A 25,514-nucleotide genomic window follows, 5' to 3' on the forward strand; every position below is an offset into this window, starting at 1 on the left:
CGAAAAACCCGGTTTCGGTTTTTTTTACTTCCGGCATGCGGCGAGTATGCCATATATCCAAGAATGAAAACATACTTCAGACTATTATCTTTTGCTCAACCGATTGCCAAATTTGCTGTCCCATACATCATTTGTACCCTGCTGGGAGTAGTATTCAATACATTAAACCTGGCCCTGCTGGCGCCGCTCCTGAATACACTTTTTCTTAACCAGGGGGGAGCGCCGGACCCAAGGCCTGAAAACGGCTGGCTTGATCCTACGGGCATGCTCAACTACTACGCGCAGCAGGCCAACCTTACTTTCGGGCCGCATGGTGCATTGCAGGTTGTGTGTGCGGTAATCGTCGGTTCCGTACTGCTTTCGAATATATTCAAATATTTCTCGCAGCGGATCATGGAAAACCTCCGTATCCACACGCTGCTGAACCTTCGCAAGCAAGTGTTCGACAACGTGATGGACCTGCATGTGGGCTATTTCAGCAACCAGCGGAAAGGGGATATCATTTCAAAGATCGCATCCGACGTCGGCGTTGTACAGTTCTCGGTAACCAGCACTTTGCAGGTAGTATTCAAGGAACCGATGCAATTGCTGGCTTATGTATTTATGCTCTTCGCTACTTCGGCCAAGCTTACCTTTTTCGCCATCCTGGTTATCCCTGTTTCCGCGTTCCTTATCTCGAAGATTGTGAAAAGGCTGAAACAGCAAGCCGCGCTGGCGCAGCATTATTTCGGGCTGATGATCAGTTACCTCGACGAAGCGCTGACAGGCATCAAAATCATCAAGGCATTCAATGCGACAGAGGCTATCAAGGACAAATTCCATTCGGAAAATATCCGCTACTCGGACCTGGGGCGCAAAATGGCGAAGCGCCAGCAACTCAGCTCGCCGGTATCCGAATTTTTGGGTGTTACCATGGTCGCCATTATCGTTTTGTACGGCGGATCGATCATTCTCGATAACAATTCCGATCTGGACGTTTCCAAATTCGTGACCTATATCGGCATTTTCTCGCAGGTAATGCGCCCGGCAAAAGCATTAACGGAGTCATTCAGTACCATTCACGCGGGTATTGCCGCAGGCGAGCGCGTACTCGACCTCATCGACGAAAAACCGGAGATACAGGATTCGCCCAATGCGGTCGATATGAAAGATTTCAAAGAATCGATCCGCCTGGAAAATGTGTCGTTCTCCTACCCTTCGCGGCCGGTGCTCAAAAATATTAATGTGACCATTCCGAAAGGTAAGACGGTGGCATTGGTCGGGCCTTCGGGTGGAGGCAAGTCTACATTCATGGATCTTTTGCCGCGTTTTATCGATACTGCCGAGGGCCAGGTGCTGATAGACGGTACCGATGTGCGACAGATCAAACAGGAATCGCTGTGGTCGATGTTCGGGCTGGTGAACCAGGAGTCGATGCTCTTCAATGATTCTATTTTCCAGAACATCGCATTCGGGAGCCCGGACGCGACGTTGGAACAGGTGCAAGCGGCGGCGCGCATTGCCAATGCACACGAGTTTATCATGGAAACCGAAGAGGGCTATTACAGCAACATCGGGGACCGCGGTATGAAGCTTTCGGGTGGTCAAAAACAGCGTATCTGCATTGCCAGGGCCGTTTTGAAAAACCCGCCGATCATGCTCCTCGACGAAGCGACCTCAGCCCTCGATACCGAATCGGAAAAACTGGTGCAGGAAGCATTGAACAACCTGATGAAAAACAGGACTTCGCTCGTGATCGCACACCGCCTGAGTACCATCCAGAGCGCCGATATCATCCTCGTACTGGAAGAAGGCAAGATCATCGAACAAGGCAACCACGCCGAGCTCATCGCGCGCGACGGGCTGTACAAGCGCCTGATCGACATGCAGCAATTCACCGACGTTTAAATGGAAATCCAGCCGCTGATATCCATTGCCCTGTGCACTTACAATGGCAGCGCATTTCTCCGGGAACAGCTGGATTCGGTCCTCGGGCAGCGGTATACCCACTGGGAACTGGTAGTCGTGGATGATTGCTCGACCGATTCCACACGGGCTATTTTGGAAGCGTATGCGGGAAGCGATGCGCGCATCAGCCTACATTATAACCCGCAAAACCTCGGCTACAACAAGAATTTCGAGAAAGCATTGGGTTTCTGCCAAAGCGAGCTCATTGCGATATGCGACCAGGACGATATCTGGCATCCGGAAAAGCTCGAAAAACAGGTGCGGCTCATCGGCAACCATACTTTGGTTTACCACGATTCCGAGTTTGTGAACGCGGAAGGACAGTCGATGAACCGGCGCATTTCCGACAAACTGCGTTTTTACCGGGGCGGCGCACCAGAAGTTTTCCTGTTCCTGAATTGCGTTTCAGGCCATAGTATCTTAATGAAAAAGAGCGTGTTGCAAAAATCGCTGCCATTCCCGGCCGACTTTCATTACGACCAGTGGCTTGCATTCAACGCCGCCTGCATGGGTACCATCGATTTCCTGCCGGAAGCGTTGGTCCAATACCGCCAGCATTCGAGCAACAACACGGATATCCTCGCATTGAAACCGGTGGAAAAAAGTGTGGATCAAAAAGTGCTGGCGCTGGAAATGGAAAGCCGCTGGCTTATGCTCTGCGCACGGCAATGCGCGGGCAAGGCACACGGGCTGATCAATGCATTATACAGCCAGAGCCTCCGGCGCAACGACCGCTTTTTCGACGCGGCGTTTGGGATACTCGTCTGGAAACACCGCGATACATTGCTGCGGCTTCTGAAAAAATCGGATACCAGCAAGTTTTTTTATGCGCTCCGAAAGGCATGGGGCACAAAAGCCAAAATGACAGCAAAGTGAACAACCAACCCGATTCTGATATTCAAAATACCTCCTACCCGCTCGTTTCGATCGCATTGTGCGTTTACAACGGTGAAAAGTACCTCGGCGAGCAGCTCGATTCGCTCGTAAACCAGACTTACCCGAACATCGAAATCGTAGTTGTGGACGATGGCAGCAAGGACCGCTCGCGCGAGATCCTGCGTGCCTACGCGGAGAAGTACCCGTTTTTCAGGATTTTCGAAAACACGGCGAACCTGGGTTATGTGAAGAATTTCGAAAAGGCGATCGGCCTTTGCGCGGGTGAATACATTGCGCTGTGCGACCAGGACGATATCTGGGACCTTGAAAAAATCAGCAAGCAGGTGACCGGCATCGGTGATAACCTGCTGATTTACCACGATTCGGCATTCATGGACGAGCAGGGTCGGCAAATGACCTGGAAACGGAAAATGTCGGACATTATCCACCTCTACCGGGGCGACGATCCGAAGGTTTTCTTGTATTTCAATTGCGTTTCGGGGCACAGCATTCTCTTCAAACGCGACCTGCGCGACGAGTTTCTGCCGTTCAATCCCGACCATTTCCACGATCACTGGATTGCCTACGTGGCCGTAAACCTGGGCAGTATTGAAGTAATCCCTGAAACGCTGGTTAGGTACCGCCAGCATACGACCGCTTCTACCGACATTTTGAACAAACGGAAGAAAATCCGGAAGAATTACCACGAAAACCGCGATATCAAGAAGCTACGCCGGGATTTGAAATGGGTACAGCAATGCGCCTCATTCAAAAATAACCGTGACCAGCCCTTCCTCGACCGGCTCCGCTCGTTGTTCGAGGAGCGGCTCGAATCTTTCTTTTCGTTTGAATATGCCGGTATTATCCGAGACAACTACGAGAAACTATACTTCATTCCGGTTTACAAAAAGTCGAAGAAGGTAGCATTCGTTTACCGGCAGATATGGGGCTTGCGCGCAAAGTTGCTGTGGGCTAGGTTCTTTGCTCGTCCGGAAAGGGAAGAATATGTAGTTTCAACTTCAGAAGATGAACGAAACCCTTGAAAACCACACGCGTGGACATCTGCTTCGTTTTGGAACTATGCCAGAGCATTGTCTGGATTTGCCAGTAGCTGTACTTCCAGCGTATCATTTGCTCGACGACCTTTTTGAATGACCTTTTTTCGATATCGTACATTTCATTTCCCCGCATCACCGAGGTCGTCTGCGGCAACGCGTAGCTCCATTTTTTGTGCAGTTTCAGTATCTGATCCAGCCATTGCTTGTTGAAATTGCCTTCTGAGGCGTGCTTCATGAGCACGTCGTAAGTCACCATGATTTTGTAATGCGGGAAAACGCTCAGGCAAAAATCGAGATCGTAGCAGTGAAAGCCGGTGAGGAGCTTACTATCGAAGGGAAACCGCAATGCAATGTCGCGGCGGGTACAAAACCAGAGACCATCCACACACACGACCCTGCTAAGCCGCTCGTTCCTGGGGTTATGATAAGCGTGAATCTCCTCCTTCTCGTTGAACTTATAGCCTTGAAGCACATTCTGGTAGGACCTTTCCTCTGAATGAAATTCCAGCTGGTACCAGCCCTCCGGCGCAAGCGATTTATAACCGCCTCCCGCCACGCCCACGATTCCAATTGCCGGGTCACGCTCAAAGATTTGCGAGACAACAGCTCCCCAATTTTCAGTCCTGATTTCAATATCCTCATGCATGAAACAAACCAGGTCGAAACGGGCCATCTTCGCACCTTCATTATATACTTCACAAATACCCCGCGGCGTGGCACGGTTATCGATCGCGATGATTTCGTGGGGAATGCCTACGGTTTGGCGGATATTTTCGGAAACTTTGGACAACTCGGCCTGGTCGGCCGAACAAATAACAATGGAGATCATGGCGTATACTTGAATAGGGGCTAAAAGTAATGCCAAAATCCCTAATGCGAATGCCTGTGCGCACAAATCCAGTAGAATCCGCCCACTTGCGACATTTATAGATAACCAAAAATCATTTCTGCTCTTCATGAAACGCGTATTGATATTACTGCTCCTTGCATGTGCGACGTCGTCGTTCGCGCAAGTCAAATTTGCCCGGCTGTTCTCCGACCACGTCGTGCTACAACGCCAGAAGCCGATTCCCGTCTGGGGATGGGCCAAACCAGGCGAAAAAGTGAAGGTAACCCTGGCGGGGCAGGCCATGGAGGCAAAGGCCGACCCGGCCGGAAAGTGGCGCGTGAATTTCAAACCGTTGGAGGCAGGCGGGCCGCATTCGCTGCAAGCGAGTGCCAAATCAGGCAATGCGGCGGTGAATGACGTGCTCATCGGCGAGGTATGGCTTTGCTCGGGGCAATCGAATATGGAATGGCCGGTGTCGGCGGCTAAAAACTATGAGGATGAGCGCAAAAACGCGGATTTCCCGCAAATCCGCCATTTCCGTGTCGACCATGTGGTAACGCTCCAACCCGAGCAGGACCTGGCAGCCGGCGAATGGAAAGTAGCGAATTCTGAAAACGTCGGCGGCTTTACCGCGGTGGGTTTCTTTTTTGCCCGTGAAATCTACCAGAAACTGAATGTGCCGATCGGCATTCTGCATTCATCGTGGGGCGGCTCGCAAATAGAAGGCTGGATCAGCAAGGAAGCCATGCTGAGCAATGACGAATTGCGGTCTTATGCGCAAAATCTGCCTAAAACCTGGGAAGAAGCGGATGCGATCATGGATAAAAAGCTCAAAAAACACCTCTTCAAAAGTGCTACGTACGACCCTACCTGGGAAGATGAAAAGAAATACATTTCGCCTGATGTGGATTTCACAAGCTGGCAAAAAACGGCCGATGGTGTTGGCCAATGGGACTGGAAAGGGCTTATGGGCTTCCGTGGCAAAGGTTATATGGCCAAAGAGGTGGGAATAGCGTCGGACTGGGTGGCCAAACAAACTACCCTTTCGCTGGCAGAAAACGACGGACTTGTGGAGGTGTATGTCAATGGGAAACCGGTTTACGAAGGTGCCGTCAAAGGTTCGCGCAAAATCCAGCTCCCTGCCAATACCTGGAAAGAGGGGAAAAACATCCTGACCATTAAAACCAGCAGTATGGCCAGCGCGGCGTGGTTCGGTCCGGGATTTACGGGCTCGGCCAACGAAATGTTTGTGGAAGACGGAAGCCGCAAAATAAGCCTGGCCAAAGACTGGTACCTGATGCCCGCATTCGCTGAAAAACATGAGTACGCGCATTTGATGAACAACGTGGGCACCACGATTTACAATGCGATGATCGTGCCGCTGCTGCCGTTCGCCATTCGCGGATCATTGTGGTATCAGGGTGAGAGTAATGCGGGCCGCGCATACCAGTACCGCCAGTCATTCCCGCTCATGATCAACGACTGGCGTAAGCTTTGGAATGACGAGTTTTCGTTTTATTGGGTGCAGCTATCGAGTTACGGTATTGATCACGACAGCAACAAAGGCAGCAACTGGGCCGAGCTTCGCGAAGCGCAGAACATGACATTGAGCCTCCCCAAAACCGGTATGGCCGTGACTACCGACGTAGGTGATCCCAACAACATTCACCCGACCAACAAACAGGACGTCGCGCACCGCCTCGCTACCAATGCATTGAAAAACGACTACGGCCAGAATATCCCTTACGCCTCGCCGCTGTATGACCAGATGCAGGTGGATGGTAGTAAGGCCGTTATTTCGTTCAAAAACGCAGAAAATGGGCTCATGATCAAGGACCGGCATGGTTACTTGAAAGGTTTTGAGGTCGCAGGTGACGACAAGGTTTTCCATTATGCCAAAGCGGAGATCCAGGGTAATAAAGTGGTCGTTTCGAGCCCGAAAGTGAGCAAACCGGCTGCGGTGCGCTACGCCTGGGCAGATGCGCCGGAAGATGCCAACCTGTACAGCGTGGACGGCTTCCCTGCCAGCCCATTCCGTACCGACTCCTGGCCGGGCATTACCGTAAACGCCCGTTTCGAGTAACCTCCTTTTTCAGACCTGATTTTTCAATATTCTATGCTAAAACCCTTATCGTGGTGTATCGGCGGCATTGCATTGCTGCTGGCTGGCGCACAAACAGTTAAGAACCAAAATGACGACCAGCGCGAATGGCGCGAATACCTCGGCGGCCCCGACCGCAACCATTACTCGCCATTGACGCAGATCAATAAGGACAATGTCAAAAACCTGAAAGTAGCCTGGACCTGGTCCATGCCGGATTCGGGGCAAACGCAGGTGAACCCGATCGTCGTTAATGGCGTGTTGTATGGCGTTACCGCCACCGTACAGGCATTCGCGCTCGACGCCGCGACCGGCAAGCAGCTTTGGATATTTGGTGATAAGTCCAAAAATGGCTCCAATACCAGCCGCGGCCTCACCTACTGGGAGGACGGCGACGACAAGCGCATCCTGCACGCCATGGGCGCTTACCTGTACGCATTAGACGCGCGCACGGGGAAAGTGATCGAAAGCTTTGGCGAGAATGGCCGCATTGACCTGCATACCGGCCTTCCCGAGTCCGCCCAAAACAAATACATGGTTTCCAATACACCTGGAACAATTTTCGAAGACCTGATCATCATGCCATTGCGGCTTTCGGAAGATTCAGACGCAGCTCCGGGTGACTTGCGCGCATTCAATGTGCGCACGGGCAAGCTTGCGTGGACATTCCATACGATCCCCTACCCCGGCGAATTTGGCTACGAAACCTTCCCGCCCGATGCCTACAAGAATACATTTACCGGCGCGGCCAACAACTGGGCAGGCACCGCCATCGACCGCAAGCGCGGCATTCTGTTCGTTCCGACCGGCTCGGCAGGTTATGATTTTTATGGGGGTAAACGAAAAGGCGCTAACCTGTTCTCCAACTGCCTGCTGGCGCTCGATGCACGCACAGGCAAGCGCCTCTGGCATTACCAGACCATGCACCACGATCTCTGGGACCGTGACCTACCCGCACCGCCCAACCTGATCACCGTCACACAAACCGGTGCCGACGGCAAACCACGCAAAATCGACGCTGTCGCGCAGGTCAGCAAGCAGGGATACGTTTTTATTTTCGACCGTGTGACGGGAAAGCCATTGTTCCCAATTAAAGAAGTAGCTGCGCCCAAAACCGCATTACCCGGCGAGTACCCATGGCCCACTCAGCCCGTACCAAGCAAGCCGGCGCCCTATGCGCGGCAAGCCTACACACTCACGGAGAACGACATCAGCATTCACGCGCCCGACCGCGATTCATTGAAAATCAAATTCAAAGGCTACAAAAAGGCACTTTTCGCGGCACCCAGCAAAGAAGGGACTGTCATTCTCCCCGGCTTCGATGGCGGGGCGGAATGGGGCGGCGCTGCGGCCGATCCCGACGAGGGCATCTTGTACGTCAACAGCAATGAAATGGCGTGGATACTCACGATGAAAGACACGCCGAAAGCCAGCGAGCTGTCCAACCTGAGCCCCGGCGAGAAGGTTTACACCACCTATTGCGTAACCTGCCATGGACCTCAGCGGAAAGGCAATGCGAAAAGCGGCTACCCTTCACTCGTCGACATCAGTACCCGCCGCGACAAGGCATTTGTGAACCAGTTGCTAACCACCGGGAAAGGTATGATGCCCGGTTTTACGATGTTGACAGCTGCCGAGAAGCAGTCGCTCGTTTCGTTCCTGTTTGGTGATGAGAAAGTGGAAGCCGTTTCAGATATGCCCGCTTCGAAGAAAGTTTACCTGCCTTATCAAAGCACGGGCTACAACAAGTTCCTCGACGCGAACGGCCTGCCGGCCATTTCGCCACCCTGGGGCACACTCAATGCGATCGATTTGAACACTGGCAAGTTCCTTTGGAAAATACCATTCGGGGAAGTGGAATCGCTCAAAGCGAAGGGCGTGCCTACAACGGGTACCGAAAACTACGGCGGGCCGGTGGTTACCGCGAGCGGGTTGCTTTTTATTGCTGCTACCAAAGATGGAAAGTTCAGGGCATTTGACAAAAAAACCGGCAAATTGCTTTGGGAAACGCAATTGCCGGCTGCCGGGTTTGCTACGCCCGCTACTTATGAGGTCAATGGAAAGCAATATGTGGTGATCGCCTGTGGCGGCACCAAGCTGGGTACTAAAAAGGGTAACCAGTATGTGGCCTTCGCATTGGAATAATTAAACTCCCGCGATCCATTCAACCATCTTTTTCCTGCCCGCCTCGTCGGGCAGGCGGCCTTCACCGGCGCCAAGATTGTCGACCAGGTGCTTCACGTCCGAAGTACCTGGGATCACGCAGGTAACGGCGTCGTTGCTGATGATGTATTTCAGGAAAAACTGCGCCCAGGATTTGATATCGTAATCGCCCGCCCAGGACGGTAACTCCTTCCCTTTCACCGCACGGAACAATGCGCCCTGCTCGAACGGCTCGTTGATGATTACCGCCACACCTTTATCCCTAGCCGCTTTCAGCAGGCTTTTCTCCGCATTCCGCGAGCGTATGGAATAGTTGAATTGTACAAAATCGATGCCTTCGGATTTCACGATTTGTTCCAGCCTTGAATGCGCGGCGTCGGTATAATGCGTGATGCCGATGTACCGGATTTTACCCGCTGCTTTCCAGTCTTTAAGCGTTTTGAGGTGTGTTTCCCAATCCTGCAAGTTGTGCACCTGCATGAGATCGATCTTTTGCCGCCTCATTTTCCGCAGCGAAGCATTCATCTGGTCGATACCTTCCTGCTTACCGGTGGTCCAGACTTTGGTAGCGAAGAAAAACCGGTCGTTCAGTTTCAAATCCGTCGTCAGATCGCCGATTACCTGCTCCGCGCGCCCGTACATAGGCGAGGCGTCGATCACTTTGCCACCCATTTCCTGCATTCTTTGCAAAACCTCCTTCAATGGCGCACGCTCGGCTGCACCGGCTCCCACGTCGAACTGCTGCCACGAGCCCAGGCCCACCACCGGCAGGCGTTCACCGGTCGACGGTATTTTTCTTTCCAGTATCATTTTGAGGTCATTGTTTGCGGAGGAAGAAAACGGGTTTAGGGCCAGTCCGGCACCGGCGGCAGCCAATCCGGCCAAAGCCTCTCGTCTTGTAAAAATATGCTTCATTAGCTGGTTAATGGGTTTTTGGAATGTTCAAGATACGAACAAAATGCGTTGGGAGCACTTGCGGGGCTAAAAATGAGAAAAGGAGCCAGGACAATCCTGGCTCCTTTTGCTGCACTTCACACCAAATCTGAATCTATTACTTTTTTACGATGGATACTGCGATCTTGTAGTCTTCCAGCTTAGGCGTTTTGGAAAGTTCCGGGTAAGGAAGCACTTCCGATACGGTGATCACATACTCCACGCCGCCCAGCTTAAACAACTGTTCGTTCTTTGCATTGCCCTGGAACTCGAAATTCACATTCACCTGATTAGAAGCGTCGGAAACCGCGAACACCAATTTTGCGCTTCCCATTGATACGCAATTGGCGTTCATCGGACAGCGGCTGTCGGTTACTTCTTTGAGCTCCACTTTCAAATCGCTTCCGGAAGTGCGGACTGTCGTCGCCTTTTGATAACTCAGACTGATCGGGTTTGGATCGGGGACCGCGCTTTCTTTTTTATCGCAGGAGATGGCTGCGATACAGATTAATGCGAGTAAAATCGTCTTTTTCATGCCAATAGTAGTTTTTGAAATATAATGCAGAGAAACCGAACCGCGGGCGATGGTTGTAACCGATTTATAAAAAATTATATTTCTCCAAGCAGGCGCACTGCTTTCTCCACTCATTTTCACAAAACTTTGATAATTCTCATTCCGGTGACTATTATTTAACTGTATGTTAATGTGGCATACTTATTTTTACGGATATCCACCCAAAAATCAGCGGGATACGAAATACAGGAAAATATGGTCTGGTACGAAGAGGAAGTACAAAGAGTAGAAAAAGAACGATCCACATTGAATTACGAACCCGACACGATCTTCTACGGGAGTTCGAGCTTTACATTGTGGACCGGTTTGTACCAGGATTTTACAGAATTGAAGCCCATTAACCTCGGTTTCGGCGGTTCGACGCTCGCCGCCTGCGTGTGGTTTTTCGAACGTATTATGTCCACCGTGAATGCGCCGTCGCGAATCGTGATCTACGCCGGCGACAATGACCTGGGCGACGGACGACACCCGACGGAAGTACTGCTGTTCTACCGCCAGCTCATCGCATTGATCAGGGCCCGATATGGGGATATTCCGTGCTTCTTCGTCTCGATCAAGCCCAGTCTGCAACGATTTGAGATCATCGGGTCCATCAGAGCGGCCAATGAGCTGATCCATGAGGAGATCGAGAAAGATGCCAACCAGCACTACATCGACATTTTCCCGCTAATGGTGAATTACCAGGGGTATCCGCGCAAATCGCTTTTCGAAGCGGACGGGCTGCATTTGAGTGCAGATGGCTATGCCATATGGAAGAAAGTGATCAGTGAAAAGATATACGCCGTTATCGGGGCACTTCAAAAAACTTCTTAAACAAACCGCTTTGTCATGGAAAGGGCGTATCACAAATGGTTTAGTCCCACTTTGGGCCGGTATATGGAGATGCTCGTATTTGGCAGCGAGGGAATTCCGGTGATATTTTTCCCGACCCGGTCGGCCCATTTCTATGACTTCGAAAACTGGCGCGTCATCGATGCGATGAAAGACAAGATCATAGCAGGCAGCATCCAGGTCTACTGTGTCGACAGCATCGATAGCGAAAGCTTCTATTCCGACGCTCCCCCGCCACTGCGTATTGCCCGTCACATTCAGTATGAAAAGTACATCCTCAACGAAGTGGTACCATTTATACGCATTCAGAACAAAAAGCGCGAGCTGGTGGCGGCCGGTTGCAGCCTGGGCGGCTACCATGCGGTGAATATTGCATTCAAGCACCCGGCCTTGTTTACAAAAGTTGTCGGTATGAGCGCCCGTTACGATCTCACGCAACCGCTACCCTTTTTCGCAGACTTGTTCGACGGGTATTTTGATGAAAATATTTACTTCAATATGCCCAACCATTTCGTCCCCGGCATTTCGGACCCGTGCCTGCTGCAACAGCTGAGGGATATGGATATCACGCTCGTGATCGGGCGCGAGGATACTTTTTTGGATAATAACCGCCATTTAAGCGATTCCCTCCATCAGCTCAGTGTGCCACATCAGTTTTACATCTGGGATGATGAGGCACACCGGCCGCGGTACTGGCGGGAGATGGTGAAGATTTATTTGTGATTAATCGACCAGTTGAAGGAAATGCAGGTCGTCGGAATTGGCCGAGGTTAGTAAAAATGTGCGCGTGGATGCCAGATACACCATTCGGTCTATCGAAAACGGCAAATCCAGCGACGAAAGGCTTTCAGGCTTGCCTGCTACTCGCAGGATGTCGATCCCGTGCATTCCTTTATTAAATATCATGTAGTCGTCTATCAGTTCAAAAGACCGGGCCGCTGTTGAAAGGGAATACGCTGCGGTAAATTTGCCTTCGTGATAGTCATAGATTTTCAGGTAACCCATCCCGACAGCGAACATCTTTCTACCATTTGGAGCGAACGCGATTTGGTAGCAAACATTGGGAAGCTGATCGATCTTGACAGTTTTCTCGAATCCTTCCGCATCAAAAGGCTGGGCATACAATTCACCATAATTCGTGCCGTAAACAATCACATTTTCAGCTGGATGCAGCATTTCTGCCGTTTTGCCTTTCCCTTTAACCTTCACTTTCGCAACTTTGACGATATCACTGCCGGCGGCTTTAAGCAATGCAATTTCTTTTTCTTCCAGATAGAGCAATACCGAGTCGTGTGCTTTAAGCGGAACGGGACGGAAATTGGGATGGTATTTATTACCCTGATGGATTTTCAGGTAATCTTCGACATTCAGCAATTGAAACCCTGAAATCCCGGCTTCTCTGATTCCTTCGTAGAAAGGGTCGGAAACACGGTCATCGTAAACACTGCCAAATTGATAGGCATTCTCCTTGTCTGTCGTGCGCCAAAGGACGTTCACTGAGCCATCTGTATCCAGGCGTACCATGTTCCAGCTATCGCTGATCAGGAATGCGCCTTCATTGTTCAACGTCCAGATGATCAGCGGCTTTTTGCCGAGCGGCGAAGGAATGCTTTTCGTTAGTGTGAGTTGCATGGCAGTAGGGTTTAAAAGATTCCATTTTGATACAAACTATCCGACTTTAACCGCCTTACCTCCGCCTGGAATGCCTCGGAGTTCTGTTCCCCGTCGATTGCGATCAGGTAGTCGTTTACCCGGAAATCTTCGATGGCAACATCGTGGTACTGCATGCATGGCTGGATTTCGCGGACGTAGGAATAGCCGCTTCCGCTCTGTTGCAGGCATTCGAAAAATACGACACGAACGAATGCGGATTTGGCCGAAAGCAATTGCGCGTCGTAGTCGGACAGTACGTGCTGATCAACAGCCAGCGGCTTGGAGGTAAATTCGAGCGTTTTGTAAAGTGAATGCTGTGCGCCTTGCTTTTCACCGAACCAGCATTCCAGCTTTACATTGACCAATGCCTGTGTATTGTTGGCAATATGGAGCGTGAGCTGGCTGCGTTTCTGGGCAGGAAACCAGGCGTACAAATCTCTGGCGCCGCCTTTGATAGCAGGTACCAGGAGAAACAGCAACGGAATGCAGAGGATCGCGAGGCCGATGGTTTTGTTTTTCCAGAAAAGCAGCGCCAGCAATAGTATGCCGAGCAGCCCGGCCAGGTAGAAGATCCCGATCGCCCACCCGACCGAGCTATCGCCGGCCGGAGCGGGTTTCACGAGGTAGTAGACCACCGCGATCAGTAGAATCAGGGAGAAAAGTCCCAGTAATGCGAGGTAGGTAAACTTGATCATTTCAGTAATAGGTGTGTGTCAGCGACATTCCGGCTCAAACTTCAAAAGGGAGGTCGTACTCCCTTGTATTAGGCTTCGAACTACGCGTTTTTACAGTAATGCGGGCTTTGAGAGGGCTACCCAGCACGAGGAAATATTTCACGTACTGGTCTTCGTGGTAGGTCCAGGATTTGTCTTCCAGCAAATATTCCGAGGCGCCTTCCTTGCCGGCCTTGTAGGCCCATTGCTCTACGATATTGGGTTCGTAGGTCACGAAATGCCCCATGCACATGATCTGCACGCCGGGCTGCGAATTGTTTCCCAACTCTGTGCAGCCCTCTACGAGCACACTTATACTGGAATTGTCTTCGAGGTCTTTTACCGACCATTGGTCGAGTACGGTTTTAACATTGGCCATAATAGATGTTCTGAGTTTCCATTTAATGAGGGCTGCAAAGAAACAACCCCCATTGAGAATCAGGACAATTCAATTATTTACCGGCCGGCAAAAACTATTTTACGCCTTCAAGGCTGATTTGTCGCGTAAGCCTTGCTTACGCGCCGGATCTTGCCGTCGCTTTTGGTCGTGATATACAGCTCTTTGGTAAACCGGTCGTACTCGATCCGGACATCCACCCTTTTCGATCCCGACATTTCGATCAGGTTGGTTTCCTTTCCATCTCGCACGATCATCAGCTCATACACCGACTGATCGCTCAGTTTCGGATCGATATTGGCATAGAAAATACGGCCGTTGACTATGTCCCCGAATATGTATTTGTCCTTCAAAGCGGCTATCGGACCTTCGTACACGTAGCCGCCGCTGATCGCATTGCCGTCGATGTGGTCGTATTGCAAAAAGGGCCTTTCGAACTTTCCACCTTCGGCTGCGGGCACGGGATACACGTTTTTGAGGTCTTTGGAAGAAATCCCGAAATTGCCCTCGCGCACATTCCAGCCATAATCTCCGCCTTTAACAATCACATTCACCTCTTCGAAATTCGATTCCCCTACTTCTGCGCTGAACAGCTTGCCATTATGCCATGCGAGCCGGTGCGGATTCCGAAAACCATAGGCATATATTTCTTTATAAACGCCACCATTATCATTCACAAACGGGTTGTCCGCAGGGATGCCGTAATGCCCGTTTTTACTATTATTCCCCAGCGGATCGATGCGGATGATCGTACCGAGCAATGAATGCAGGTCGTGGCAAAGCTCAGGGTGTTTGCTGATCGTGGAGCCGCCGTCGCCGGTACCTATATACAGTAAGCCGTAATCTTTGTCCCCTTTTTTAGCCTCGGGGTTGAAGCCGATATCCTGTGTGCCGTGTACCACATTCGGCACATTAATCCGCAGCAATTCCCTTCTTTCACCTTTGAAAACATTGCTTTTGACATCGTCGATCTTCCATTCCGAAACGACCCATTGCAATGCTACTTTAATTGAATCATTGTATTTGTAATCGGCGGGTTTGCCTTTGGGCGACTCCGTGTGCGTAATGTAAATCAAGCCATTCTGCAAGTAATCCGGATGGAATGCGAAGCTGCCGAGGCCAGTACCCAGGCCGGGTTCGTTGACATAATCTTCGACCTGGTTCCGCAAATCCAGAAAGGTCGTTACCTCTTTTCCTTTGATGCGATGAATAATGCCGCGCTGGTCGCTCACGTATAGCGTGCCATCTTGCGACGGGTGCGGGCGCATGTTCGCGATGCGCGTACGAGGCATTTTATCGCTGGATGGAGGGATCGTTACGAAGTCTTCAAGTTCAATCCTAAGGCCGGTTTTGATGACAGGCTGTGCTAAACGCGCATTGGACGCGGTATCGATTTTGACTTCGAGCGGAGCAATATTATGAAGTTTCGTTTCCGAAGTAATGTACCCCAGGATCGAGCGGATTTCTTCATCCTTCAAAAAATCAAACGGCGGCATGATCATCTTATACCGTTTGGAAAGGCTCACTGCCCGTGCATTACCCGATTCGATAGCGTGATTGGGATTTTTGATGAATGCGATTAGTTCCTTTTCCGAAAGCACATGGGTAACGCCGCCCAGCCGCGGGCCTATTTCCTCCTGCTCCATCGTGTGACACGAAACGCAATGTGTTGTAAAAAGCTCCTTGCCCTGCGAATCGGTGCTGGCGAGCTGGCTGCCGGAGGAGGTGCTTTGCTTTCTGCCGACACAATTGAACAGCATGAATGACGCCGCGGCAATGCAGCATAAAGAACGTAAAGTGAAGGTCATTTAATGATGGGTTAGGTATTTTCAAAAGCGGGTTCAAAGTTAGCGACTGGGACACAAAAAAAGCCGGATCGCTCCGGCTTAATCACTGAATAATGAAGGAATACTGTGGTTATCCTACGTTTCTTCCCTCTTTGTCAAGTTTCACTCTGGCATTCTGGCTGCCATTCGCGACTTGCAACTCGTAATATTGTGGTTTATCAGGCTCGGTTACCAGGAATGCCTTTTTAACCGTCCAGCCGCTAAACTCGTCACTTTTGATGGTCTTTTTGATGCCCTCCGGCAGATCTTCCGGTTTCACGGCAACTTTTTCTTCTTTATCTGCCTTAGCTGCTTTCTGTGTCGTCGCTTCCTTTTGCGCTGATTGTTCAGCGGTGGTCTGATTGGCCGTTTGGGCCTGAACAGAAGCAAACGAGATAAGCGTCAGGGCCAATGCCGATACTACTAGCTTTTTCATAATCCTTGTTTTTTAGACAACTATTAATGTTTTTGGTCTCGTGCATTCGCACTGTTGCCAACAATTTTAACAGGATTATGCCAAAAGTTTCAACCATCTGATTTTCAAGCAATTAAAATTATTCTACTAATTTGATAGTGTTTACCTAAATCCACGTTTTGTGGGAATTTGTCTTCAAAAAACCTCAAAAACGACAACTGCCCGCACTGAATCAGCACGGGCAGTTGGTATTAGTATGCTCAGGATCTGTTACTTGTCGTAGCCAGGGTTCTGAACCAGCTTCGCGTTACGGTTCATTTCGTCGCGGCTGAATGGACGGAAGTACATTTTGTCCACCCAGGTACGGTTCTCGTGCGATTTGTCCTCGGTCGGCGTGTAGGTGTAGTCGTAAACGGTCGGATCGTAGTGGTACGGCTCCTTCATCGACTTGCCTGCCTTGAACTTACCGATCACGGTAATGAACTGCAACGAACGGCCCAGCGTGGTGGAAGCGATCATCCAGCGACGTGCATCGTGGTAACGCTGCTCTTCGTAAGCCATTTCAATGCGTTTTTCATGACGGTAAGCTTCTTTCAAAGCAGCACCTGAAACTTTCAATGCAGGCATACCGGCCCGGAAACGGATCTTGTTCAGCAGATCAAGCGCTACCGCGTCCTGCCCCAGCTCAATGCTCGCCTCGATGTAGTTGAATGCCACCTCGGTCACGCGGATGAACGGCCAGGGAATGTTCTGGCGGTCGGTGTTGTCGTACAATGCAGGGTTCGGATCAATGAACTTGCGCATGTAGTAACCGGTACGGCTACCGTTCCAGTCTTCGATAGAGCTGCTGCGGGTATCCAGTCCTTTGCGGTTGAACAATGCACCTTTATCATCCAGGAGGTCATAAGAACCGGTCTGGAGCTGATTAGCAGGGTCTTTTGCATCGGAAGGACGTGGTTTCCACGTAGCGCCGTCGTACATTACGGTTGCGTAGAAACGTGGATCGCGGTTCACGTATGGGTTAGTCTTATGGGTAGGATTCGTCCATGAGAACGGCGTGCCGTCCATCATTTCATAATCATCCACCAGCAATCCGATCGGCGTGTTACCAGCCCAGTTGTGGTAGCCGTTAGGACCGTTGTTCAAACCGGTCTGACGGGCACCGTCCGAAGTCTGGCTGGCTGTGAAATAGCGACCGAAGATAATGTCGTCACCACCGGAAGCATCCAGTGATTTATCGGCGCTATATCCTGCCATTGCGATCGAAATGTAGTTGGTCTTGCCTTGCGCAGCTGTAACCGGTGCAGTCAGGTTGAGTTTGTAACCCGCTTTCGCATCCATTGCAGCTTTCGCGGCAGCCTGTGCGGCAGTCCAGCGCGCCTTGCGGTCGCCGGCCGTGTAGCCCAGGAACTCAGGGTTCGGGAACGCTGCGATCACCGCCGATTTCGCTTTGGCAGTAGTTACGTCATGCAAATCGCTCGCAGCGTACAGCAAAATCCGTGATTTCAATGCCAATGCAGCTACTTCGGAAGCACGGCCTTTCTGTTCGGTTTTGCCTTTCAGCAATGCAGCGGCGCTGTCGCAATCCGCGGCGATAAACTTCACGCATTCCTCGAACGTGTTACGCGCTACGGAATAATCCTCGTTCAACGCATATACTTTCGTGATCAGAGGCACCGAGCCGTAGTAACGAACCAGCTGCTGATAGTAATAAGCACGCAGGAAGTGCGCTTCGCCTTTCAAACGGTCTTTCAAAGTCTGATCCGCGAAAGTAGATTTCGGCAGTTCCTCGATCGCCTGGTTGGTGGCGCGGATACGCGTATACATAGGTCCCCATCCGTAGGTATCATCCACCCAACCCAGGTTGGAAGGGCTCAAACTACCTTCATTGATGGTGTTGATGTTACGGCCTGTGTGGGTAAATACCGCTTCGTCGGTCAGCGATGCCAGCATTTGCTCGCTGAAACCGCCTTGTTGAAGCCCCTGATAAATACCGGTCACAAAACCTTCGGCCAATGCACCATCCTTCCAAACCTCCTCGGTAGGAATTTCGGTGGGAGGCGTTACATCCAGAAAGTCAGTGTCGCACGACACCAGCCCGGTTGTGGCCAGCGCCGCCAGAAAAATCCAATTTTTATAACTCAGTTTCATTTTTTAAGTCTTAGAAAGTTACACGTACACCTGCATTAAGAACTCGCGACTGCGGATAGTATTGTCCGTTGGTAGAAGTCGCTTCCGGGTCCCAGATCTTGATTTTGTCGATCGTGAACAGGTTCAATGCGTTTACATAGAGACGCAGGTTACCTACGCCGATTTTCGAACCGATTTCCGAAGGCAGGTTATAACCGAGCTCGATGTTTTTCAAGCGCAGGTAGTTATTGCTTTTCAGGTAATAAGTGTTGGCACCCGGGGAATCAGCGTTAGTCAGGTTGGTGTAGTAGGTATTGTTACGGTTAGCCAAACGCGGGTCTGTCGAGCTTGGGTTGTCGATTGTCCAACGGTGGTCGTAAGCGTATTTCAGATAGTTACCGATATCACCGGATTCTGTCTGACCTACATATTGCAAACCGCCGGTCGCGCCCTGGAACAGGATAGACAAGTCGAATGCTTTGTAACCAAGGTTGATGTTTACACCACCGGTGAAGCGCGGACGGTTGGTTTTTTCTGAACGAACCATGTCGTCTTTCGTGATTTTACCATCGCCGCTCACGTCCTTGAACTTCATGTCACCCGGGCGGAGAGTACCTGTGATACCTGAGTAATCGATTGTGTTGGCATCGATTTCAGACTGATCGCGGAAAACACCGTCGTATTGATATGCCAGGAATGCCTGGTAAGGACGGCCGGTAGTCGTCTGGTAAGAAGGAATACCCGGAGTTTCGTTCCAGTATTTGATGGTGTTTTTGGCATAACCACCATTCACACCCACCGAATAAGTGAAGTTGTCGACGGAACCGTCGTAGCTCACTTTGAATTCGAAACCTTTGTTTTGCAGTTTACCAAGGTTCACAGGAGGAAGCTTGCCATCGATACCAGCCGACGAAGGCGTAGAACCCGTCATCGGGATCAGGATTTTCGAACGGTTATTGATAAAGTAGTCGATTTCGAATGCAATGCGGTCTTTCCACAAAGTACCCTCGATACCGAAGTTGGTGTTGTTGGCGACTTCCCACGTGAAGTTGTCGTTCACCACCCGTGTTTCAAGAAGTGTTTTCACCACCTGGTCGTTCACCACGTAGGTACCGAAGCCCATCGTGTTCAGGTATTGGTATTCCGCCAATGTTTCTGTACCGAGCAAATACGGCTCAGCACCCATTTGTCCCCACGATGCACGCAGTTTCACATTGTTCACGAAGTGGATATTGTTTTTCCAGAATCCTTCTTCGGAAATACGCCAACCCGCCGATACCCCCGGGAAGAAACCAAAACGGCCTTCTTTCGGGAATACATACGAACCATCCGCACGCCACAGGAACTCGGCCAGGTATTTCTCCTTGAAGTTGTAACCCACGCGACCGAAGTAGCTCAAACGTGCGCGCTTGTACAAATCAGCATTGTTGGTACCCGAGTTACCGATGTTCTGCTCAGGCGTACCACCCGCAAAAAGCTGGTCAACCACAGGCGAGATGAAGTAACGACGGTAAGCGAAGAAGCCGTCCGCATCTACCGTTTCGCGTTGGATACCCACCATTGCATTAAAGTTGTGCGAGCCGAATGACTTCTCGTAAGAAGCCTGGCCTGTCAGCTGGATCGAAAGCTCCTGAGAAGCAGTTTCGGTCAAACGTGGATCGCTGAATGTCGAACGCACGGCGCCGGTCAGCAAAGGCGTTGTGCCATCCGCTTCGAAAGTCTTTTTATCCCAGTAGTAAAGTGTCCAGGGCTTCTGAAACGACTTCTGGCGACGCATTTGCTTGTCAATCGCAGCCATTGCCGTTACTTTCAAACCTGGTACGCCTGGCACGTCGATATCCAATTGCCCATTGGTTTGGATGTAGTCGCGCTTGTCGTTGTTGTAACCCGTCGTGTTGGTAGTAATCACCGCGGGGTTCTGTCCGTTCTCGATATCGGGACCAGGACGACCGTCCGGCCAGATCGCGACTTCGGTAGGTTTACCGCGCATGAGCATACGGAAGATATCGCCCGCGCCACCGCCATTCGGGAAGCGACGGAACTCTTCGCGTAGTACAACACCGAGTTTCGCGGTTACGTATTTGTTGATTTTCGTGTCGAGGTTCACACGCATGTCGTATTGCTTGTAACCTGTCGCGGAATTCACATAGTTACCGTCCTGGTTGATATAACCCAATGAAGCCAGGTATTTGATGTTCTCGCTACCGCCGGTCAATTGCAGGTTGTGACGCTGCTGTGGCGACCAGTTGCGGATCACCGAGCCGTACCAGTCGGTATTCGGGTGGGTAAGCGGATCAGAACCGTCACGGAACTTTTGAAGGTCGGCTGGCGTGAACACGGCGCTTAGCACGTTACCATTGTCGGTACGGGTATAAGAACCGTTGGTATTGAAACCTTGCAATGCACCTTGCCACTGTCCTACCGGCAGGTTATCGTAAATCTGCAATTCGTTACGGATTGTCCCATATTCCGCTGCATTCGACATCGTCGGCGTGCGCGTAGGCTGTGCTATTCCGAGGTTCAGGTCGTACGAAAGCTGTGGCTTGCCGCTCTTTCCGCGTTTGGTGGTGATAAGGATTACCCCGTTACCCGCACGTGATCCGTAAATTGCCGCAGCCGCATCTTTCAGTACCGAAATACTTTCGACGTCAGCGGGATTGATACGGTCAAGACCACCGGAACGGTTAGGTACACCATCCACCACGATCAGCGCATTGCTGTTACCGAGGGAGTTGGTACCGCGGATACGGATCGCCGAGCCGTCGTAACCAGGCTCACCGCTCGCTTGTACCGCCGAAACACCCGGCAAACGACCACCCAATGTGTTGGAAAGGTTGGTTGAAGGCGCTTTTTGAAGCTCAGCACCTTTCACGGCCGTTACCGAACCGGTGAGGGTCGCTTTCTTGGCAGTACCATAACCCACGACCACAACCTCGTCGAGTGCTTTGGTATCCGATGCCATTTTCACATCCAGGCTGGTTTTGTTGCCCAATGGAATCTCCTGCGTAATGTAGCCGATGAAAGAAAACACGAGCGTTGCCGTACCCGGCGCATTCACTGTGTAGTTTCCTTCAATGTCCGTCACTGTACCCGCCGACGTCCCTTTCACCAGGATGCTTACGCCGGGCAGTCCCTGCCCTTGCTCATCATTCACTTTTCCCTTCACTGTTACATCCTGAGCGTATGCACCAGTCATGACCAAAAGGGTCAACAGAAGGGAGTAAAAATACCGTGTTAGGCTCCGGTACTTTTCCCGTTCAGAAATCCTCATAGATTAAGTATAGATAGATAGTAGATAGTTAAAAAAATTATAAAAAAATAAACAGATATTACAAACCAGGTTCCATGCATAAGCCCTTGTCTTTCAACAAGTCAGAGAAGTGTCGACCGTACACAATTTGTCTTACAAAAAATCTTAAAAATCCTATTTCAAAAATATCGCACGTAACCATACGGCGATTTATATATACTTATTGGGGAGACAAAACTAGAAAATGTTATATTTTGTAATCCAGCAATACCGGCGCGGACGCAGCAGTAACCGGATGTACAAAAAGATATGAAATTATTTACATAAACAAGCTTTCCTACTTTCTGACTATGTTTTCTTGGAAAATAACCACTAGTTATTTGACGTATACCCTTAACCGGTCTCTATACGCAGCAACTAGTTAGATAGGCATAAAAAAACCGCTTCCATTGCTTGGAAACGGCTTTTGAGTAGATAATAATAGCAAATTTGCAGGAACTTACCAGATTTTTGCACCTATCCTGAGGAAAGTAGGTATGCAAACGTTTGAATCTTTTAAAAATTATATTTCATCAGATTAAAAAGCGATTAACGCGCCGTCCAGCCGCCGTCGACGGTGAGCACCGAACCCACCATATAACTTGCTGCATCGCTGGCTAGAAAAATGGCTGCACCCTGGATTTCGTGCAAATGTCCCCAGCGGCGTAATGCGGTGGCACCGAGGATGATATCGCGGGCATCGTCGCTCTCGGCGATCGGAATATTCATTTCCGTAAGGAACGGACCCGGACATATGGCGTTGACCATGATATCGAATGGGGCCAGTTCAAGGGCCAGCGCCCGGGTCATCTGCACGATGGCTCCTTTGCTGGCGGTGTAGGGCGTGCGGTTGGCGAGGCCCACAAGGCCCAGCGTGCTGGCCAGGTTGATAATGCGACCGCTGTGCTACGCTTTCATATGCGACGCAACCGCCCGGCACGCGAGCCAGGTACCGGTTACGTTCACGTCCATGACGTGCTTGAAATCCGCCGACGACAGTTCGTCGATCGGCCCGCGAATGTTGATCCCTGCGCTATTAATGAGAATGTCGATCTTCCCGAAACTTTCCATCGCGAATGCCACCATCGCATTTACCTGCTCCTCGCTGGTGATATTGGCGGCATAGGAAAGCACGCGCGTCCCGAACGAAATGCACAGCTCGGCAGCACTGCGCTCACCGTCCACCGCGCTCCGGTTGACGAGCAAAATGTCACAACCGGCGGAGGCCAGACCGGCCGCCATCGCCAGGCCCAGGCCTTTCGAGCCTCCCGTGACGATGGCGACCTTCCCGGTGAGGTCAAATTGTTTGATACCCGGTAAAACGTCGTGCACCATGGCGATCAGTACTGATGAAATGCCTGGGAAACAAATGCAAGCACCTCCGGCAACGACTGCCGCCAGTAGGTCCACGTGTGCCCACCCTCGCGTACGCGGAACTCGTGCGGCACTTCTTTTTTGCGCAATGCAATGTGGACAAGACTGTTGCCCTCATACAGAAAATCGTCGTCACCGCAATCAATATACCAGCGTACGGCCTTTTTCTGGTCGTCGGGAATCTTGTCGATCAATGCCAGTGCGCTATGGCGGTTATAATATCTTTCGACGGTCGAATCGGCGATATTCGGGTTGTTACGGATCAGGCCCTTTTTAGCATCTTCCAATGTAATCGGCCCGGTGGATGCGCTGAGCGGGCAGGCCGAGGAGAACAGTTCGGGATGGTGCAATGCGTACATGAAGCTTCCACCGCCGCCCATTGATAGCCCGGCAATGGCCCTGAACCGCTTTTCGGTTTTAATGCGAAACTTCTTTTCGACGTAAGGCATGAGCTCCGTGAAGAAAAAGTCCTCGTAATTCCAGTCGCCCTTTACATCATTGAAATACCCTCTCCTACCCGTGTTGGCATCAGGCATGACAATGATCATCGGCGTAGCTTTGCCTTCGGCAATAGCCTTGTCGGCAATGTGCAGCACCTCCCCGAACTGCACCCAGCCGGTATGGTCGTCGCCCGCGCCGTGGAGCAGGTACATCACCGGGTAACTACGCTCGGAACTGGCGTAGTCCGGCGGGAGGTAAATCGCAAATTTGCGGTCTGATTTGAGCACTTTGGAGGGCACCGAGAGGTTGTCGAGTACCTTACCCGTCTGGGCAAGCGCGGGAATGGCCAGCATTGCGGCCAATGCGATCGTAGCGATGATCTTCATTCAGGAACTGTTGGGTTTGGGTTGAAACAAGAAAAGCGGGAGACGCAATGCATCTCCCGCCCGGTATGAAGGTTTTTATTTCTTCTTCATTTTCATCGCCACGGGGTCCCAGTGAACGATCTTTTTGCTGAAATAGCTCTCATTGCAAGCCAGTACCGGTGCCGCCGCACGGAAACCGAATACGGGATCTTCCACCGTTCCCACACTGCCCTTTTTCACGTTTTCGAAGAAATCCCTGAAATGGTTGGCATGCGCATCGTCCTCTTTCGGAGCTTCGAAACGCACCTCTTTGACCGGCTCGGCCTTCCGGGTATCTTCCGGATATTGCGCGTCATATTGTTTCTTGAATTCCTTCTGCTGTTCTTCCGAGAAGGTATTAAAACTATCGTAACCGCCCATTCCGGGCGCTTTGGGCAACTTTTTCTTGGTGAGTACCAGGTTGTTCTCTGTAAATTCAATCTGCCCCTCGGTACCGATAATGCGGGTATTGTTGGCAATGGCCCCTGCATTGGCGAAGTTCACACGCAGCACCATCTGGAAATTGGCGTGAATGTCGGTTTTAGGGTAATCCAGAATCGATACGAGCACGTCGGGGACATCGCGGCCATCTTTCCAATAGCTGAGCTCGCCGGACGACATCACTCGCTCGGGCCCGAGTGAGTTGGTTACAAAATGCACGCCGGTAATGAGGTGTACAAAAAGGTCGCCGCCCACACCGGTACCGTAATCCTGGTAATTTCTCCAACGGAAAAACCGCTTCGCGTCGAATGCATGCTTGGGCGCATCGCCGAGGTAAGTATCCCAGTCGACGGTGCTTGGCGAAGCGTCGGTCGGGATGGAGTAGTTCCACGCGCCGATGGAATTGAAACGGTCGTTATTCGATTCCACATAATTAATCTCGCCGATCTCCCCTGCCTGAAACAAGCGCTTAGCCTCTTTAAATGAAGCGGAACTGATCCGCTGGCTGCCTACCTGCATGGTTTTACCCGACTTTTTCCACGCATCAATCACTGAAAGCCCTTCATTAATGTGATGCACCATCGGCTTTTCACAATACACATTCTTACCGGCCTGCAATGCGGCTTTGGTAATGTGGTCGTGCCAATGGTCGGGAGTAACCACGAGCACGGCGTCGATGTCTTTCCTTTCGAGGATCTGGCGGTAATCTCTTGTCGTAAAAATATCTTTTCCGTAAACCTCTTTCACGCGGGTAAGGCGGCCGTCGTACAGGTCGGCTGCTGCCACGAACTCCACGTCCTTCGAGCTGCGCAGGGCGGCTTTGGTATCGCTGTTCCCCTGGATACCCATTCCGATGGTAGCGAAACGGATCTTGTCGTTTGGACTGATTTTTTTGAGGTCTTTGATAATGTGAAAGGGTTTGGCAAAACTTTCCGTGGCTAACAGTGCAGACGCGGCTGTTACGTTTTTGATGAAATTACGGCGGTTAGGCTTCATTTGAAGAATTTCAAAGGTTTAAGAAGATGACACCCCCTAATTTAAACAATTAGGGATTTGTTGTACCGGTAAATCAAAAATATGTACATTTTGCCGCCTAATTCCTCACCCTGCTAATTAACT

The 25,514-nt window shown here is 51.0% G+C and carries 19 protein-coding genes and 1 pseudogene; 7 read left to right on the forward strand and 13 right to left on the reverse strand.

Annotation, left to right across the window (positions count from 1 at the left end):
* Positions 1 to 63: 63 nt before the first annotated feature.
* Genes BLQ88_RS02555 through BLQ88_RS02565 form a run of 3 tightly spaced genes read left to right on the forward strand, consistent with a single transcriptional unit; the run spans position 64 to position 3,866 of the window.
* Positions 64 to 1,887, forward strand: a complete 1,824-nt coding sequence (locus tag BLQ88_RS02555; protein WP_090146435.1) for an ABC transporter ATP-binding protein — start codon at positions 64 to 66, stop codon at positions 1,885 to 1,887.
* Entirely contained in the window at positions 1,888 to 2,823 is a 936-nt protein-coding gene (locus tag BLQ88_RS02560; RefSeq protein WP_090146437.1) for a glycosyltransferase family 2 protein, read from the forward strand.
* Complete coding sequence (locus BLQ88_RS02565; protein ID WP_090147088.1) at positions 2,820 to 3,866, forward strand: glycosyltransferase family 2 protein; 1,047 nt, start codon at positions 2,820 to 2,822, stop codon at positions 3,864 to 3,866. The genes BLQ88_RS02560 and BLQ88_RS02565 overlap by 4 nt, the downstream gene beginning before the upstream one ends.
* On the opposite strand, the gene BLQ88_RS02570 is transcribed toward BLQ88_RS02565, so the two are convergent.
* Positions 3,796 to 4,710 carry a glycosyltransferase gene (locus BLQ88_RS02570; RefSeq protein ID WP_090146439.1) on the reverse strand — a complete coding sequence of 305 codons (915 nt, stop codon included), beginning with the start codon at positions 4,708 to 4,710 and terminating at the stop codon, positions 3,796 to 3,798. The genes BLQ88_RS02565 and BLQ88_RS02570 overlap by 71 nt on opposite strands.
* Before the next feature lie 127 nt (positions 4,711 to 4,837).
* Here BLQ88_RS02570 and BLQ88_RS02575 point away from each other — a divergent pair, with 127 nt between their 5' ends.
* On the forward strand, positions 4,838 to 6,793 hold the full coding sequence (locus BLQ88_RS02575; RefSeq protein WP_090146441.1) for a sialate O-acetylesterase: 1,956 nt from the start codon (positions 4,838 to 4,840) through the stop codon (positions 6,791 to 6,793).
* Positions 6,794 to 6,826: 33 nt separating this feature from the next.
* Complete coding sequence (locus BLQ88_RS02580) at positions 6,827 to 8,956, forward strand: outer membrane protein assembly factor BamB family protein (RefSeq protein WP_090146443.1); 2,130 nt, start codon at positions 6,827 to 6,829, stop codon at positions 8,954 to 8,956.
* On the opposite strand, the gene BLQ88_RS02585 is transcribed toward BLQ88_RS02580, so the two are convergent.
* Both BLQ88_RS02585 and BLQ88_RS02590 read right to left on the reverse strand, forming a co-directional pair.
* The gene (locus tag BLQ88_RS02585; protein ID WP_090146445.1) at positions 8,957 to 9,889 is read right to left on the reverse strand and encodes an aldo/keto reductase; all 933 of its coding nucleotides are present in this window, start codon (positions 9,887 to 9,889) and stop codon (positions 8,957 to 8,959) included. It abuts the gene before it with no gap.
* 136 nt (positions 9,890 to 10,025) lie between these two features.
* The gene (locus tag BLQ88_RS02590; protein WP_090147090.1) at positions 10,026 to 10,442 is read right to left on the reverse strand and encodes a hypothetical protein; all 417 of its coding nucleotides are present in this window, start codon (positions 10,440 to 10,442) and stop codon (positions 10,026 to 10,028) included.
* 234 nt (positions 10,443 to 10,676) lie between these two features.
* On the opposite strand from BLQ88_RS02590, the gene BLQ88_RS02595 reads away from it, so the two are divergent.
* Both BLQ88_RS02595 and BLQ88_RS02600 read left to right on the forward strand, forming a co-directional pair.
* Positions 10,677 to 11,294 (forward strand): GDSL-type esterase/lipase family protein, encoded by a 618-nt coding sequence (locus BLQ88_RS02595; RefSeq protein WP_090147092.1) that lies wholly within the window; start codon positions 10,677 to 10,679, stop codon positions 11,292 to 11,294.
* A gap of 15 nt (positions 11,295 to 11,309) precedes the next feature.
* Positions 11,310 to 12,035, forward strand: a complete 726-nt coding sequence (locus BLQ88_RS02600; RefSeq protein WP_090146446.1) for an esterase family protein — start codon at positions 11,310 to 11,312, stop codon at positions 12,033 to 12,035.
* Here the strand turns inward: BLQ88_RS02600 and BLQ88_RS02605 are convergent, their stop codons facing one another.
* From BLQ88_RS02605 to BLQ88_RS02650, 10 genes and pseudogenes are all read right to left on the reverse strand, one after another.
* Complete coding sequence (locus tag BLQ88_RS02605) at positions 12,036 to 12,944, reverse strand: hypothetical protein (RefSeq protein ID WP_090146448.1); 909 nt, start codon at positions 12,942 to 12,944, stop codon at positions 12,036 to 12,038. It abuts the gene before it with no gap.
* A gap of 11 nt (positions 12,945 to 12,955) precedes the next feature.
* Positions 12,956 to 13,660, reverse strand: coding sequence for a hypothetical protein (locus BLQ88_RS02610; RefSeq protein WP_090146450.1), 705 nt, complete (start codon positions 13,658 to 13,660; stop codon positions 12,956 to 12,958).
* Between the two features lie 34 nt (positions 13,661 to 13,694).
* The gene (locus tag BLQ88_RS02615; protein ID WP_090146451.1) at positions 13,695 to 14,057 is read right to left on the reverse strand and encodes a hypothetical protein; all 363 of its coding nucleotides are present in this window, start codon (positions 14,055 to 14,057) and stop codon (positions 13,695 to 13,697) included.
* A 107-nt stretch (positions 14,058 to 14,164) separates the two neighbouring features.
* Positions 14,165 to 15,883 (reverse strand): PQQ-dependent sugar dehydrogenase, encoded by a 1,719-nt coding sequence (locus BLQ88_RS02620; protein ID WP_090146453.1) that lies wholly within the window; start codon positions 15,881 to 15,883, stop codon positions 14,165 to 14,167.
* Positions 15,884 to 15,992: 109 nt separating this feature from the next.
* Positions 15,993 to 16,337 (reverse strand): hypothetical protein, encoded by a 345-nt coding sequence (locus BLQ88_RS02625; RefSeq protein ID WP_090146455.1) that lies wholly within the window; start codon positions 16,335 to 16,337, stop codon positions 15,993 to 15,995.
* Between the two features lie 249 nt (positions 16,338 to 16,586).
* Positions 16,587 to 18,467 carry a RagB/SusD family nutrient uptake outer membrane protein gene (locus tag BLQ88_RS02630; RefSeq protein ID WP_090146456.1) on the reverse strand — a complete coding sequence of 627 codons (1,881 nt, stop codon included), beginning with the start codon at positions 18,465 to 18,467 and terminating at the stop codon, positions 16,587 to 16,589.
* A 10-nt stretch (positions 18,468 to 18,477) separates the two neighbouring features.
* Entirely contained in the window at positions 18,478 to 21,642 is a 3,165-nt protein-coding gene (locus BLQ88_RS02635) for a SusC/RagA family TonB-linked outer membrane protein (protein ID WP_090146458.1), read from the reverse strand.
* 642 nt (positions 21,643 to 22,284) lie between these two features.
* Positions 22,285 to 23,070: pseudogene (locus BLQ88_RS02640) on the reverse strand (SDR family NAD(P)-dependent oxidoreductase).
* 5 nt (positions 23,071 to 23,075) lie between these two features.
* The gene (locus tag BLQ88_RS02645) at positions 23,076 to 23,936 is read right to left on the reverse strand and encodes an alpha/beta hydrolase (RefSeq protein ID WP_090146460.1); all 861 of its coding nucleotides are present in this window, start codon (positions 23,934 to 23,936) and stop codon (positions 23,076 to 23,078) included.
* A 75-nt stretch (positions 23,937 to 24,011) separates the two neighbouring features.
* On the reverse strand, positions 24,012 to 25,391 hold the full coding sequence (locus BLQ88_RS02650) for a Gfo/Idh/MocA family protein (RefSeq protein ID WP_090146462.1): 1,380 nt from the start codon (positions 25,389 to 25,391) through the stop codon (positions 24,012 to 24,014).
* Between the last annotated feature and the right edge of the window lie 123 nt (positions 25,392 to 25,514).

Origin of the sequence: Dyadobacter soli (assembly GCF_900101885.1) — a bacterium.
GTDB lineage: Bacteria > Bacteroidota > Bacteroidia > Cytophagales > Spirosomataceae > Dyadobacter > Dyadobacter soli.

Bases quoted from the DNA above. Each gene is read 5' to 3' on its own strand.
- BLQ88_RS02555 (WP_090146435.1), top strand. From the start codon at position 64: ATGAAAACATACTTCAGACTATTATCTTTTGCTCAACCGATTGCCAAA.
- BLQ88_RS02560 (WP_090146437.1), top strand. From the start codon at position 1,888: ATGGAAATCCAGCCGCTGATATCCATTGCCCTGTGCACTTACAATGGC.
- BLQ88_RS02570 (WP_090146439.1), bottom strand. From the start codon at position 4,710: ATGATCTCCATTGTTATTTGTTCGGCCGACCAGGCCGAGTTGTCCAAA.
- BLQ88_RS02575 (WP_090146441.1), top strand. From the start codon at position 4,838: ATGAAACGCGTATTGATATTACTGCTCCTTGCATGTGCGACGTCGTCG.
- BLQ88_RS02580 (WP_090146443.1), top strand. From the start codon at position 6,827: ATGCTAAAACCCTTATCGTGGTGTATCGGCGGCATTGCATTGCTGCTG.
- BLQ88_RS02585 (WP_090146445.1), bottom strand. From the start codon at position 9,889: ATGAAGCATATTTTTACAAGACGAGAGGCTTTGGCCGGATTGGCTGCC.
- BLQ88_RS02590 (WP_090147090.1), bottom strand. From the start codon at position 10,442: ATGAAAAAGACGATTTTACTCGCATTAATCTGTATCGCAGCCATCTCC.
- BLQ88_RS02595 (WP_090147092.1), top strand. From the start codon at position 10,677: ATGGTCTGGTACGAAGAGGAAGTACAAAGAGTAGAAAAAGAACGATCC.
- BLQ88_RS02600 (WP_090146446.1), top strand. From the start codon at position 11,310: ATGGAAAGGGCGTATCACAAATGGTTTAGTCCCACTTTGGGCCGGTAT.
- BLQ88_RS02605 (WP_090146448.1), bottom strand. From the start codon at position 12,944: ATGCAACTCACACTAACGAAAAGCATTCCTTCGCCGCTCGGCAAAAAG.
- BLQ88_RS02610 (WP_090146450.1), bottom strand. From the start codon at position 13,660: ATGATCAAGTTTACCTACCTCGCATTACTGGGACTTTTCTCCCTGATT.
- BLQ88_RS02615 (WP_090146451.1), bottom strand. From the start codon at position 14,057: ATGGCCAATGTTAAAACCGTACTCGACCAATGGTCGGTAAAAGACCTC.
- BLQ88_RS02620 (WP_090146453.1), bottom strand. From the start codon at position 15,883: ATGACCTTCACTTTACGTTCTTTATGCTGCATTGCCGCGGCGTCATTC.
- BLQ88_RS02625 (WP_090146455.1), bottom strand. From the start codon at position 16,337: ATGAAAAAGCTAGTAGTATCGGCATTGGCCCTGACGCTTATCTCGTTT.
- BLQ88_RS02630 (WP_090146456.1), bottom strand. From the start codon at position 18,467: ATGAAACTGAGTTATAAAAATTGGATTTTTCTGGCGGCGCTGGCCACA.
- BLQ88_RS02635 (WP_090146458.1), bottom strand. From the start codon at position 21,642: ATGACTGGTGCATACGCTCAGGATGTAACAGTGAAGGGAAAAGTGAAT.
- BLQ88_RS02645 (WP_090146460.1), bottom strand. From the start codon at position 23,936: ATGAAGATCATCGCTACGATCGCATTGGCCGCAATGCTGGCCATTCCC.
- BLQ88_RS02650 (WP_090146462.1), bottom strand. From the start codon at position 25,391: ATGAAGCCTAACCGCCGTAATTTCATCAAAAACGTAACAGCCGCGTCT.